Source organism: Enterobacter sp. RHBSTW-00175 (assembly GCF_013927005.1).
Lineage (GTDB): Bacteria > Pseudomonadota > Gammaproteobacteria > Enterobacterales > Enterobacteriaceae > Enterobacter.
Window position 1 is genome coordinate 1,287,084 of record NZ_CP055930.1, and the last position, 13,614, is coordinate 1,300,697.

Consider the following 13,614-nt stretch of genomic DNA (forward strand, 5'->3'; position numbering starts at 1 on the left):
GTTAATCTGCCAGAAATGAAGAAAAGGATGCAGGATCAAAACAGAAAATCATGGAAGATGTTAAATCCCAGCATATCCGTAGTTTTAGATCATAATATCCACTATATTTCTCCGGCATTGAACCTCAGAAACCCGTTACCTGGCTGGGAGTTGCCCGTGACGTCCAACGCTTCGTTAAACATATCCCAGTTGCGGGTTGTGCTTCACCTGTGCGGTTTTTTAGTTTGTCTTTACAGCCTCTCTATGCTGCCGCCGATGGTTATAGCCCTGCTGAATAAAGAGCGTAGCTATTTTACGTTTTTAATCACCTTTTTAGCTTTTTTCACTCTCGGTGGGCTCACCTGGCGTTCGACAAAACACGCCGGTATACAGCTCCGCACCCGCGATGGTTTTGTGATTATTGTGCTGTTCTGGCTGCTGTTTTCATTGATTAGCGCCATGCCAATGTGGATGGATGACGGGTTACAGCTCTCCTTTGCCGATGCGCTTTTTGAAGGGGTTTCAGGGATCACCACAACCGGTGCAACCGTTGTTGGTGATGTCAGCGCCCTGCCCAAATCCTATCTTTATTATCGTGCCCAGCTTAATTTTATTGGTGGGTTAGGTGTTATCGTGCTGGCCGTTGCCGTCCTGCCTTTACTGGGGATCGGCGGCATGAAACTTTATCAGTCCGAGATGCCTGGTCCGTTTAAGGAGGAGCGTCTCACCCCGAGACTGGCAGATACCGCCCGCACCCTGTGGCTGACCTATTTAATTCTCGGTTTAACCTGCACCTTCGCCTACTGGCTGGCGGGGATGTCTTTTTTTGACGCGCTCTGCCACGGGCTTTCGACCGTGTCACTGGGTGGGTTCTCTACCCGCAGCGAGAGTATTGGCTTCTTCGACAGCCACGCGGTAGAGCTGGTTGCGGGCCTCTTTTCGCTGCTGTCAGCGTTTAACTTCACCCTCTGGTATGTCGTCATCACCAGACGAACGTTAAAGCCCATCCGCCACAGTCCGGAAGTGAAGTTTTTTCTGGTGGCTGCCACTATAGTGATAGCCATTACAGCCTGGCAGGTGTGGTTTGCGGGGATGTATAACCCCACCGACAGCCTTGTTCATGCTTTTTTCTTAGCCAGCTCGATGATGACAGATAATGGCCTTTCGACAGCGGATTACGCCAAATGGCCCCCTCATACTATCTTCCTGTTACTCAGCGCCAGCTTTTTTGGCGGCTGTGTAGGCTCTACCTGCGGCGGCATCAAGGCGCTGCGCTTTCTCATCATGTTCAAACAGTGTGCTCAGGAGCTGAAGCAGTTAGCCCACCCAAGAGCACTGCTCAGTATTAAAGTCGGTAAAAGCGTGGTCAATGAACGCGTCCTGCGCTCGGTATGGAGCTTCTTTTTCCTCTACGTGATGATTACCGGCTTATTCGTCTGGATGCTGAACCTGATGGGCTACGACCTGTTCACCTCATTTGCCACGGTGGCTGCCTGCATCAACAATATGGGGCTGGGATTTGGTGAGACGGCGTCGACATTTGGTACGCTGAAAGAAGGGGCGAAGCTGTTGATGTGCGCGGCGATGATATTAGGGCGTCTTGAAATTTACCCGGTACTGATCCTGTTTACGCGCTTTTTCTGGCGCACCTAGACTATTCCCGGCGAACCGGGAATAGTGGTTGCGGTTACGGTGCCGGGTTTACCAGCATCTGCCCCACGGAACCCCTGTCCATCATCTCCAGCGTCTGGCTGTGGAACAGGAACGGGAAGTGTGGCCATGAAGGCTGGCCGTAATAGACCAGCAGTTCAACCTGGCCATCCACCCAGACGGTATCCTTCCAGCCCCTGTCTTCCGGGAACGGCATCGCGCCATTCACGTTACGGATCAGGAAGTTCACCCCTTCAATATGGAACGATTGCGGCATGTCTGAACGCACGGTCCAGCGTTCCCATGTTCCCTGCTGAGCAGTGATATCAATGCGGTTAACATCCCACAGCGCACCGTTGATGCCCGGATCGCTACCCAGACTGATATCACGGCTACGCACGGGCGAACCACTCATGATCTCCTGCGGTAGCAAACGCATCGGCAGGGTATCAGTCACCAGCGGCAGCAGGCCGGTAGGACGCAGGGTCAACACCAGGGTCGACACCAGAATGCTTGAGGGTTCAAAGAACCCACGGATGCGATCCACAATGCTCGCCGCTTCACCGCAGGTGACCGACACTTCATCCCCGTTGGTCATATCAATGAGGATTTCACGACGTTCACCCGGCGACAGCGCCAGCTGTTTGACCGCAACCGGTGCAGGTAAAAAGCCCTGATCGCCCGAAATCACATGTAACGCGCGGCCATCGCTCATTTGCAGCTGATAGCGGCGTGAGTTGGAGGCATTCAGCAAACGCAGCCGCACCCAACCGCGAGACACTTCGACATACGGACTTTGCGCGCCATTAACCAGCAAGGTATCGCCGACAAAGCCCCCGCTACCCGGCTCGCTGTACTCAGGCGTGCCGAAATTATCCAGGCGTTTATCCTGGATAATGACCGGGAAATCATCCACACCGTAATGGTTCGGGATCGGCAGCGATTTGCTGATGTCATCTTCCACCAGCCACATCCCGGCCAGGCCGTTGTAAACCTGCTGCCCGGTGCGGTTAGGGGTATTGGCGTGATACCACAGCGTTGCGGCATTTTGACGAATCGGCAGCACCGGCGCCCAGTCAGCGTTAGGTGACATCATGCGTGCCGCGCCGCCAATCAGCGGCCCTGGCACCTGCAACCCGCTGATGGTCATGGCCACCTTTTCAGACGTGCGGTTGCTGTAGATCAGCTTAACGTCATCACCATTCCACACGCGAATGGTTGGCCCAAGATAGCGCCCGTTGATCCCCCAGACCGGCGCGCGCGTGCCCTGGGTAAAAGACCAGTGGCTACGCTGTAGCGTCAGGAATAGCGGTTGCCCGCGACGGGATTCCAGCAACGGCGGAATGGGCAGCGGCGGTTGCTGCCCGGCGGCGTTGGCTGTCGACGGAATCGCACCCGCACAAAGGGCAATCCCCGAAGCCTGAATAAACTGACGCCGACTGAGTGACATATAAGCTCCATCTGAAACGACTAACAACGCGGGAATTCGTTTTCCCTTTCACGCCGGATTAAATTTTACCGGCGGCTTCTCTCTCTGCGACTTCTTTGTCGAGCAGTGCAATATGCTGAGCCATCAGTTCACGGCAGTGTGCCGCCAGCTCACGTACCTGATCTTTGCCGTATTTGCTGGTGTCTACCGGCGGCAGCATTTCGACAATCACCAGCCCATTATTCAGGCGATTAAGATTAATCTTATTAGATGTATTGGAAACACACACAGGAATAATTGGAACGCCTGCCGCAATTGCAGCATGAAACGCACCGGTTTTAAACGGCAGCAGGCCGCGACCACGGCTGCGCGTCCCTTCCGGGAACATCCAGATGGAGATTTTGCGTTTTTTAAAGTGATTCACCATTTCCCCAATGGTGCTGTGCGCTTTCGCACGGTTGTTACGATCGATGAGCAGGTTACCGGTCAGCCAGTACAGCTGGCCGAAAAACGGGATCCACAGCAGGCTCTTTTTACCCACCGTCACCGTCGGTGGCAGGACGATGTTAGCAGCCGTCACCATATCGTAGTTGTTCTGATGGTTAGCGATATAAATGGCGTTACCGAAGTTTTCTGCGCCTTCCGGCAGGCGTTTTTCCACTTTCAGGCCAAACAGCGGCGCAAGGCGACCGAACATGTGACCGAAGGTCGAGACATGCTTCGGGTTACGCGGGCTGAACAGGCAGTAAATAGAGCCGAAAATACAGACCAGAATGCAGTAGATAACGGTAAGAATTAAACGAACAATGAATAGCATAGCGACCTCTGAAGCCCCAACAGCTGACAATTATACTTCACCTGTGGCCAGGTAAGGACTTTATTACGAGCGCGTATTGTTAATCGCAACGCACGAATTAACAACGTTTTTACGGGAAATTTTAATGAAATACCCCCTCCGGAACGGAGGGGGATGGGTACGGGATTACTCTTCGCTGTCGCCCGCGTGGCTTCGCGCCGGAGAGTCAATCTCTACGCGATCGATACGCTGTAGCCCGCGCATCAGTGAGCCGCGGCGACCGCGCTCACCCACCACTTTCTGCAACTCTTCCGGGCGGAGCTTAATTTTACGTTTACCCACGTGGATGGTAAGCGTGCTCTGCGGCGGCAGAATGAACAGGTGCGCCAGGCCATCTTCACCTTTTGCCGCTTCCGCCGACGGGATGTTAATGATCTTATTGCCCTTCCCTTTCGACAACTCCGGCAGGTCGCTAACCGGGAACATCAGCATTCGGCCCGCGGTGGTGATCGCCAGCAGCATGTCGCTTTCGTTTTCAATCACCAGCGGCGGCATAACGTGGGCGTTATCCGGCAGGGTGATGAGCGCTTTACCGGCACGGTTGCGCGCTACGAGGTCGTTAAAGGTACAGATAAAACCGTAACCCGCGTCAGAGGCCATCAGCAATTTCTGCTCGTCGGCTTCCATCAGCATATGGTCAACGGTGGCACCCGGCGGCAGCGTCAGCTTGCCGGTTAACGGCTCGCCCTGCCCGCGCGCAGACGGCAGCGTGATCGGGTCGATAGCGTAGCTGCGACCAGTGGAGTCAATAAAGGCGACCGGCTGGTTGCTCTTGCCTTTCACCGCTGCTTTAAAGCTGTCGCCCGCTTTGTAGCTCAGACCTGGCGCATCGATATCGTGACCTTTAGCGCTACGCACCCAGCCGCTCTGAGAGAGAACGATAGTGACAGGCTCAGACGGCTGCATGTCGTGCTCGTTCATGGCCTTCGCTTCTTCACGCTCGTGCAGCGGAGAACGACGGTCATCGCCAAAGGCCTCGGCATCGGCCTGAAGCTCTTTCTTCAGCAGGTTGTTCATCTTGCGTTCGGACGCCAGAATCGCCTGCAACTGATCGCGCTCTTTTTCCAGCTCGTTCTGCTCACCGCGAATTTTCATCTCTTCCAGTTTGGCGAGATGGCGCAGTTTCAGTTCGAGGATGGCTTCGGCCTGGGTTTCGCTTATCCCAAAGCGCGACATCAGCGCGGGTTTCGGTTCGTCCTCAGTACGAATGATCTCAATCACTTCGTCGATGTTGAGGAACGCCACCAGCAAACCTTCGAGGATATGCAGGCGCTTGAGCACTTTCTCCAGACGATGATTCAGACGACGGCGTACCGTATCGCGGCGGAACGTCAGCCACTCGGTCAGGATCTCCAGCAGGTTTTTCACCGCCGGACGCCCGTCCAGGCCAATCATGTTCAGGTTGATACGGTAGCTTTTTTCCAGATCGGTGGTGGCGAACAGGTGGTGCATGACCTGCTCCATGTCCACGCGGTTAGAACGCGGTACGATAACCAGACGGGTCGGGTTTTCGTGGTCGGATTCATCGCGCAGGTCGTCCACCATCGGCAGCTTTTTATTGCGCATCTGAGCCGCAATCTGCTCCAGCACTTTCGCCCCGGACACCTGGTGTGGCAGCGCGGTAATCACCACCGCGCCATCTTCTTTCGTCCACACCGCACGCATACGCACGGAGCCGCGACCGTTCTGATAGATTTTGCGGATTTCCGCACGTGAGGTGATGATTTCAGCTTCGGTCGGGTAGTCCGGCCCCTGCACGATATCCAGCACGTCATCCAGCGTGGTTTTCGGCTGTTCAATCAGAGTGATGGCGGCTTTTGCCACTTCGCGCAGGTTATGCGGCGGGATATCCGTCGCCATACCCACGGCAATACCGGTGGTGCCGTTCAGCAGGATGTTCGGCAGGCGCGCAGGCAGCATTTTCGGCTCCTGCATCGTGCCGTCAAAGTTTGGTACCCAGTCAACGGTTCCCTGACCCAGCTCGCCCAGCAGCACTTCGGCGTATTTAGACAGGCGGGATTCGGTATAACGCATCGCTGCGAATGACTTAGGATCGTCCGGCGCCCCCCAGTTCCCCTGCCCGTCTACCAGCGGGTAGCGGTAAGAGAACGGCTGCGCCATCAGCACCATCGCTTCGTAACAGGCGCTGTCGCCGTGCGGATGGTATTTACCGAGTACGTCACCCACGGTACGGGCGGATTTTTTGAACTTAGCGCTGGCACTCAGGCCCAGTTCAGACATTGCATAGACGATGCGTCGTTGAACGGGTTTCAGGCCATCACCGATAAACGGCAACGCCCTGTCCATGATGACGTACATGGAGTAGTTCAGGTAGGCGTTTTCCGTGAATTCATGTAGCGCGAGGCGCTCTGCCATATCGCTCATTAAATGTGATTCCTCAACTCAGAAACCTGCCGGTTTCAGGCAATATTGCCGCAGATACTACCCTATCTGGCGTGTTGAGTCACAAAGAAAAAGGGCCAGGTATGTGGCCCTTTTGGGGGTAGCGCAAAGGGTTTGATCGATATTTATTTTATTAGCGCTTCCTTTTACATTTAAATAACCCATAACGATTACTGCGTAATGTGATAAATAGCCGATTAATGATTTAACTTTATAATTATGCTTCTTTCTGAAAAAATACACTCAGGAAAAATAAATGAGCAACCTTATTTATTTAACGCTTGAGGGTGATATTCAGGGACAGATTTCTGCTGGCTGTGGCTCACAGGGCTCCGTTGGTAACCGCTATCAACAGGGACATGAAGATGAGATCTTCGTATTCAGCCTGATGCAGGCGACAGACGGCGCCAATGGCCGTGTTAACCACCGCGGCCTGCAATTTTGCAAACTCCTGGATAAAAGCTCTCCGTTACTCAGCAATGCCATTAATAATAATGAACGTCTTAATATGACGTTTGATATTTACCGGACCAATCAATACGGACGACTGGAGAAATATTATCTGATTGAAATTCGCGGTGCGACGATAAACGCCATTTATCTGAACTCAAGGATGAACGATTTAGATTATGAATATATCTCGGTGGATTATGATTATATTCTGAGTCGCCACCTGATTGCCGGCACCGAGTTTGCTTATCTGCTGACGCCGGAGCGTTATAACCAGCTCTTCCCGGTGGTGCAGAAGACCCTCCTGCCCGAAGAGTTGCCAGAACGCAAGGTGACGTTGGTGCTGGGCATATTCTTTGACGGTACCGGCAACAACGCGGTGAACACCCGAAATATGCTCGAAGCGCTGACGGCGCAGCACTTTGAGATTGATGGGCCTGATGCTGCAAGCATTCTTGCCAGAAATGCGTCAGAGAAGATGGGGATCAGCGGGATTGGGGCGACCAGTTATCTTGGGTATTACACGAACATTCACTGGTTGAATGAGTTGTATCGTTGGCAATTTCCTGAAAATAGCAGTTACGTGCAACACAGGCTGTATATAGAAGGAATTGGCACCCGGGCGGGTCAGCCTGATAACGTGATTGATATAGGACTAGGCACAGCCGAGACAGGAATTATTGCCAAAACTGACGATGCGGTAGCGCAACTGGCCGCTAAAATAAATACCGCTCTTTCCCGACTTAACGGGAAATTTGTCGTCGATGCGCTGTATTTCGACATCTTCGGCTTCAGCCGCGGCGCGGCCGCTGCACGCCACTTCGCCAACCGAATACAGGCTGAAGACAGCGCTATTATCAGTGCTATATCGACGGGTATGCGCAAATTTAGTTATTGCGGCGCACCTGCCGGAATCACCCGCTTTCTCGGCATTATGGACACCGTGGCGGCAGTCGGCACAGTAGCAAATGGACTCGATCCGCACAGCGCCGATACCGGCAGCGTTAATATCCAGCTTCGCCCCGGCGTGGCGCAGAAGGTGTTTCATCTCACCGCCCAGCACGAGTGTCGCTATAACTTCGCCCTTAACAGCGTTGCCCGCGCCTGGCCGGAACTGGCGCTCCCCGGCGTGCATTCCGATATCGGTGGCGGTTATTTGCCGCAACTGCGGGAAGACCTCTTTCTTACGCGCCCACAGGTGGAAACCCTGCCGCAAAATCAGCCCGGATCGCAGTCGCATGTTTACCAGCAGGCAATCGCGCAACTGCACGTGCTGGGACGCTCCCCCGCCATCCTGCCCATTATACGGACCAGTAAGATCACTCCCGAAATATGGGAAGACGACCGGGTACCCGACGACCACTACAGCCAACGGCAAAAACGCACATTCGCCGCCCTGACCCTGCGCCACCGGACGGTCTTTTTTGACTGGTCGAAGGTGGTACTGCGGGTCATGTTCGATGCGGCAGTTGAGGCCGGGGCGATACTTGCAGACGTCGACAAGGTCAGTACGCACAGGCTACCGGATGAACTGAAGGCGTTCAGCGACCATGCCCGGCTGATGGGAAAAGCGGCTCGTCTGGGTAAAAAAATAGCCGGTTTTACAACAGAAGAGGTGGATATGATTGCCCGGAAGTATATCCACTGCGCAGCTCACTGGAACGCGGTGGAGCTCCAGGCGTCCGGAGACTTACGGGGTGGAGCCTCCATCTCTGAAACCATCGGCTTTGTGAACCGACCGGACAGTAACTGGGTCAGAAAAATCTACAACATGGACGGAAAATAACGATGAAAAGACCACACGCACTGGCGCTTGCGCTGCTACTGACGGCTACAGGATGTAGCCCATCTAAAACCCACCCGTTACAGTCAAATCAGGCCGCCAGCGGTGACTGGACGCTGCCGTATGGTGAATGGAACTTTTCTTTTATCACCCCTTATGAGTTACCGTCTGAGGTCCTACATGCCAGGGTGATCGATACGGATGGTTATCTGTATACTTTTAACACTCTGGACCAGGCTTCCCCTGACCCTGATTCCGTCCCGAAATGGGCTAAAAGCGCACATGGATTTGGTGACCAGTTCAACAAAGTCAAAAATCCACCCCAGTATATTGTTTTCTGCTGGGATTCCTATATTGACCAGCAAACCTACGAAACCAGCGCCATATTCGGACCCGACACCTGGCTGCGCATGAAAACCCCTGCTGATCATATTTGGAGTAATGGGGACTTAGTCTGGTACGACAATATGACCTTCGGCCTGTCCCCTGGTGGCAAAGTCAATATCTGGTTCCCCGATGTCGCCGGACGCCCCAGCCTCCGCGTCAAACCCCTGAAGCTAATGACCCGTTCAGGCAAAGACCTGACCCTCTGCAAAGACTATGTCGTACCCGGCGGCAGTTTTAATTTTCTCCCCGAAACGCAGGAGTTCATAAAAGGCAAAACCTACCCCTACGGAAACTGGGATTAACAGGGATAATACCAATGAAAATAAATAACCTGTTGATACTCACGCTGTTGCTGATCGCTGCGGGATGCAGCCCGCAAAAGCGACACCCGTTACAGTCAAATCAGGCCGCCAGCGGAGACTGGACGCTGCCATATGGAGAGTGGAATTTTTCTTTTATTACCCCCTATGAACTACCGGGAGAAGCGCTTCATGTCCGCGTGATCGACACAGATGGTTATCTGTATACGTTTAACACGCTTGACTCGACTTCTCGCGACTCTGAATCCGTCGATAAATGGACAGATGTCACTTTTGGCGGGAGCGTTAATTTCAACAAAGTCAAAAAACCACCCCAGTATATTGTCTTCTGCTGGGATTCCTATATTGACCAGCAAACCTACGAAACAAGCGCCGTATTCGGGCCCGACACCTGGCTGCGCATGAAAGTCCCAGCTGATCATATCAGCCCGACGGGAAGAACGGTCTGGTACGACAGCATGGTGTTTGGCCTCTCCCCCGGCGGTAAAGTCAACGTCTGGTTATCAGATGTTGGCGGACGCCCCAGCCTCCGCGTCAAGCCCCTGAAGCTGATGACCCGCTCCGGCAAAGACCTGACCCTCTGCAAAGACTATGTCGTACCCGGCGGCAGTTTTACCTTCCTCCCCGAAACGCAGGAATTTATCAAAGGCAAAACCTACCCTTACGGGAACTGGGATTAATAAAAAAATGCCGATCGGCGACCGATCGGCATTTTTTGCATATCACCCAGCGGTTATTTATTCAGCCTGGTAACCTGCTTCACGTCGATTTCGAAATCGTTCCACTCTTTATCGACCTTACCCTGGATCTCCACTTTATCCTGCGGGCTGACCGTCACGCCGTTCCAGCGTTTGTGGTCGATTTCCACATTGACGGTGCCGGTTTCATCGCGGAAGGTATAGCGGTCATCAGACAGGCGCTGCGTGATGTTCCCGCGCAGTTTCACCCAGCTATCGTCTTTCATCTCTTTGACTTTCAGCGCGGTGGTGAGGTTGGCGTCGTTATCAATAAAACCGCCCTGCTGAGTTTGCGTCTTCGCAGTGGTGGCTGTTGGGCCAGTAAAGCCCCCTTCTGCCGCAAAGAGCGGAGCCGTGGTCATCATCATGATGGCAGCAATAGCAGCGAATTTTTTCATTTTATCTCTCCCTTTAATGTCGGTTCGCAGTCCATTAAACAGGGTAATCCTTAACAACTTCTTAAGGGGAAAATTTATTTATTATTGCTGTACAGCAGGCTTGCCCAGAGGGTTTACTGGCGTTATCAAGGAGGGAATATGCGCATCTTACTGGTAGAAGACGACAGGCTGATTGGCGATGGCCTTAAAGCCGGGCTGACGAAAATGGGCTTTAGTGTGGACTGGTTTACCGAGGGTAAAACGGGCAAAGCCGCGTTGTACGCAGCCCCCTACGATGCCGTGGTACTCGACCTGACGCTGCCGGAAATCGACGGTCTTGATATCCTGCGTGCATGGCGTGAAAACGGCCGCAGCGAGCCGGTGCTGATTTTAACGGCGCGGGATGCGCTCAACCAGCGGGTTGAAGGCCTGCGTCTTGGCGCAGATGACTATCTCTGCAAGCCCTTCGCCCTGATAGAAGTGGCTGCACGGCTTGAAGCGCTGGTACGCCGCAGCCACGGTCAGGCGCGCAGTGAACTGCGCCACGGCAGCGTGGTGCTTGATCCCACAAGCCTGATTGCCACACGCAACGGCGAAACTCTGGCGCTCAAACCCAAAGAGTTCGCGCTGCTGGAACTGCTGATGCGCAACGCCGGGCGCGTGCTGCCGCGCAAACTCATCGAAGAAAAGCTCTACAACTGGGACGATGATGTCTCCAGCAATACCGTGGAAGTTCACGTCCATCATCTGCGCCGCAAGCTCGGCACTGATTTTATCCGCACGGTGCACGGCATCGGCTACACCCTGGGTGACGCATGAAACTGACTCAACGCCTGAGCCTGAAACTGCGCCTGACGCTCCTCTTTTTATTGCTGTCACTGACGGCGTGGTTTGCCGCCAGCGTGGTGGCCTGGCAGCAGACCTCGCACAAGCTCGATAAGCTGTTCGATACGCAACAAATGCTGTTTGCCAAACGGCTGTTGACCATGAATTTGGACGAGATCCATGCACCAGAACGGATGCGTGAGCTCCCGAAAAAGGCCAAACATGGCCGCCTGGACGATGACGCGCTGGCTTTCGCTATCTACTCCCCCGACGGAAAAATGCTGCTGAATGACGGTGAAAATGGCCGTGATATTCCGTATCACTATCGCCGCGAGGGGTTCGACAACGGGCTATTGAAAGACGATAACGACGCGTGGCGTTTTTTATGGCTCACCGCGCCAGACGGCAAATACCGGGTGGTGGTCGGCCAGGAGCGGGAATACCGTCAGGAAATGGCGCTGGATATTGTCAGTTCGCAGCTTATGCCGTGGATGGTGGCACTACCCGTCATGCTGCTGTTGCTTATCGTGCTGCTGAGTCGGGAACTGAAGCCGCTGAAAAATCTGGCGCAAACCCTACGCTCACGCTCGCCGGATGCCACCGACAAGCTGCCGACCGGCGGCGTGCCGACCGAAGTTCGACCGCTGCTTGATGCGCTCAATCATCTGTTCATGCGCACCCAGGAGATGATGAGCCGTGAACGCCGTTTTACGTCTGATGCCGCTCACGAACTGCGTAGCCCGCTCACTGCGCTGAAAGTACACACCGATGTGGCGCAGCTTTCCCTGGATGACCCGCAGTTGCAGGCTAACGCCCTGGCGCAGCTGCACGCTGGGATTGACCGGGCATCGCGCCTGGTGGATCAGCTTCTGACGCTATCGCGCCTGGATTCTCTGGAAAACCTGGATGACGTTGAAACCCTGCCGATGGCCGATGTGCTGCAATCCGCCGTGATGGATTGTTATCATCCCGCGCAGCAGGCAGGCATCGACGTGCGGCTTCAGGTCAATGCCCCGCAGACCACGCATACCGGGCAGCAGCTTTTGCTCAGCCTGCTGGTGCGTAATCTGCTGGACAACGCCGTGCGTTACAGTCCGCGCGGCAGCGTGGTGAACGTAACGCTCGACGCCCGCAGTTTTACCGTGCGTGATAACGGGCCGGGGATTGCACCCGATGCGCTGGCGCGGATCGGCGAGCGCTTTTACCGCCCGCCGGGGCAGACTGAAACGGGCAGCGGCCTGGGGTTATCTATCGTGAAGCGCATTGCTGCGCTGCACGGGATGCACGTCACTCTGGGCAATGCACCGGAAGGCGGATGTGAAGTAAAGGTGAGCTGGTAGCCGCATTATTGCTTCTCAGGCAAAAGACTTTGCACATTTTGCTCATTTTATCGCTTCGCCCTCGCGCGTAGAATTGTTGCCAGCATTGCATTAACGAGGACAAACAATGAGCAACCTCCTGATTATCAACGGCGCGAAAGAGTTCGCGCACTCTAAAGGCCAACTGAATGACACCCTGACCGAGGTCGCGGACGGTTTCCTGCGCGACGCCGGGCATGATGTTAAAGTTGTACGCGCAGACAGCGACTATGACATCAAAGCAGAAGTGCAGAATTTCCTGTGGGCGGATGTGATTGTCTGGCAGATGCCAGGCTGGTGGATGGGCGCGCCGTGGACGGTGAAAAAGTACATAGACGATGTGTTCACCGAAGGCCACGGTTCACTGTATGCCAGCGACGGTCGTACCCGTTCAGATGGGTCTAAAAAATACGGCTCTGGCGGCCTGATTCAGGGCAAAAAATACATGCTGTCGCTGACCTGGAACGCGCCAATGGAAGCCTTCACCGATAAAGACCAGTTCTTTGAAGGCGTGGGCGTAGACGGTGCATATCTGCCGTTCCACAAAGCAAACCAGTTCCTGGGGATGGACCCACTGCCGACCTTTATCGTCAATGACGTAATTAAAATGCCGGACGTCCCGCGCTATATCGCAGAATATCGCAAGCATCTCGGCGAGATTTTTGCTTAACTGGTAGCCTGGAATTAGAAGGAGTTAACCATGCTTACCGTTATTGCTGAAATCCGTACTCGTCCAGGTCAACATCACCGCCAGGCGGTGCTGGATCAGTTCGCGAAGATTATCCCGACCGTACTGAAAGAAGAAGGCTGCCACGGCTACGCGCCAATGGTCGATGCCGCGACAAACGCCAGCTTCCAGGCGACTGCACCCGATTCAATCATTATGGTTGAACTGTGGGAAACCGTGTCACACCTTGAAGCACACCTGCAAACCGCGCACATGAAAGCGTGGAGCGATGCGGTGAAAGGTGACGTGCTGGAAACCCATATCCGTATTCTGGAGCAAGGGGTTTAAGTTCGGTTGACCCTGAACCGTAGGCCCGGTAAGCGTTAGCGCCAC

At 54.3% G+C, this 13,614-nt stretch carries 12 protein-coding genes; 8 read left to right on the top strand and 4 right to left on the bottom strand.

All coding sequences use genetic code 11. The annotated features are described in order from the left end of the window. Window positions 1-156 precede the first annotated feature (156 nt). Window positions 157-1,632: a TrkH family potassium uptake protein gene (locus HV107_RS06050; protein WP_182062459.1), complete on the top strand. Its 1,476-nt coding sequence runs from the start codon at window positions 157-159 to the stop codon at window positions 1,630-1,632. A gap of 34 nt (window positions 1,633-1,666) precedes the next feature. Here HV107_RS06050 and ftsP read toward each other — a convergent pair whose 3' ends face one another. From ftsP to parC, 3 genes are all read right to left on the bottom strand, one after another. Continuing rightward, entirely contained in the window at window positions 1,667-3,079 is a 1,413-nt protein-coding gene (gene ftsP, locus HV107_RS06055; protein WP_182062460.1) for a cell division protein FtsP, read from the bottom strand. Between the two features lie 58 nt (window positions 3,080-3,137). Beyond that, on the bottom strand, window positions 3,138-3,875 hold the full coding sequence (gene plsC, locus HV107_RS06060) for a 1-acylglycerol-3-phosphate O-acyltransferase (protein ID WP_182062461.1): 738 nt from the start codon (window positions 3,873-3,875) through the stop codon (window positions 3,138-3,140). Between the two features lie 165 nt (window positions 3,876-4,040). Continuing rightward, window positions 4,041-6,299 (bottom strand): DNA topoisomerase IV subunit A, encoded by a 2,259-nt coding sequence (parC, locus tag HV107_RS06065; RefSeq protein WP_182062462.1) that lies wholly within the window; start codon window positions 6,297-6,299, stop codon window positions 4,041-4,043. Between the two features lie 274 nt (window positions 6,300-6,573). Between parC and tssD the strand changes: the two genes are divergently transcribed. Genes tssD through HV107_RS06080 form a run of 3 tightly spaced genes read left to right on the top strand, consistent with a single transcriptional unit; the run spans window position 6,574 to window position 9,937 of the window. After that, window positions 6,574-8,553, top strand: coding sequence for a type VI secretion system tube protein TssD (gene tssD / locus HV107_RS06070; protein ID WP_182062463.1), 1,980 nt, complete (start codon window positions 6,574-6,576; stop codon window positions 8,551-8,553). A gap of 2 nt (window positions 8,554-8,555) precedes the next feature. Then, window positions 8,556-9,239, top strand: a complete 684-nt coding sequence (locus tag HV107_RS06075; RefSeq protein ID WP_182062464.1) for a DUF2931 family protein — start codon at window positions 8,556-8,558, stop codon at window positions 9,237-9,239. A 14-nt stretch (window positions 9,240-9,253) separates the two neighbouring features. Continuing rightward, window positions 9,254-9,937: a DUF2931 family protein gene (locus tag HV107_RS06080; protein ID WP_182062465.1), complete on the top strand. Its 684-nt coding sequence runs from the start codon at window positions 9,254-9,256 to the stop codon at window positions 9,935-9,937. Window positions 9,938-9,990: 53 nt separating this feature from the next. Here HV107_RS06080 and HV107_RS06085 read toward each other — a convergent pair whose 3' ends face one another. After that, window positions 9,991-10,392: a YgiW/YdeI family stress tolerance OB fold protein gene (locus HV107_RS06085; protein ID WP_014071765.1), complete on the bottom strand. Its 402-nt coding sequence runs from the start codon at window positions 10,390-10,392 to the stop codon at window positions 9,991-9,993. 138 nt (window positions 10,393-10,530) lie between these two features. Between HV107_RS06085 and qseB the strand changes: the two genes are divergently transcribed. From qseB to HV107_RS06105, 4 genes are all read left to right on the top strand, one after another. Continuing rightward, window positions 10,531-11,190, top strand: coding sequence for a quorum sensing response regulator transcription factor QseB (qseB, locus tag HV107_RS06090; protein ID WP_182062466.1), 660 nt, complete (start codon window positions 10,531-10,533; stop codon window positions 11,188-11,190). Next, entirely contained in the window at window positions 11,187-12,536 is a 1,350-nt protein-coding gene (gene qseC, locus HV107_RS06095) for a quorum sensing histidine kinase QseC (protein ID WP_182062467.1), read from the top strand. The genes qseB and qseC overlap by 4 nt, the downstream gene beginning before the upstream one ends. Before the next feature lie 106 nt (window positions 12,537-12,642). Further along, window positions 12,643-13,224 (top strand): NAD(P)H-dependent oxidoreductase, encoded by a 582-nt coding sequence (locus HV107_RS06100; protein ID WP_182062468.1) that lies wholly within the window; start codon window positions 12,643-12,645, stop codon window positions 13,222-13,224. A gap of 30 nt (window positions 13,225-13,254) precedes the next feature. Then, the gene (locus HV107_RS06105; protein WP_182062469.1) at window positions 13,255-13,569 is read left to right on the top strand and encodes a putative quinol monooxygenase; all 315 of its coding nucleotides are present in this window, start codon (window positions 13,255-13,257) and stop codon (window positions 13,567-13,569) included. The last annotated feature ends 45 nt before the right edge of the window (window positions 13,570-13,614 follow it).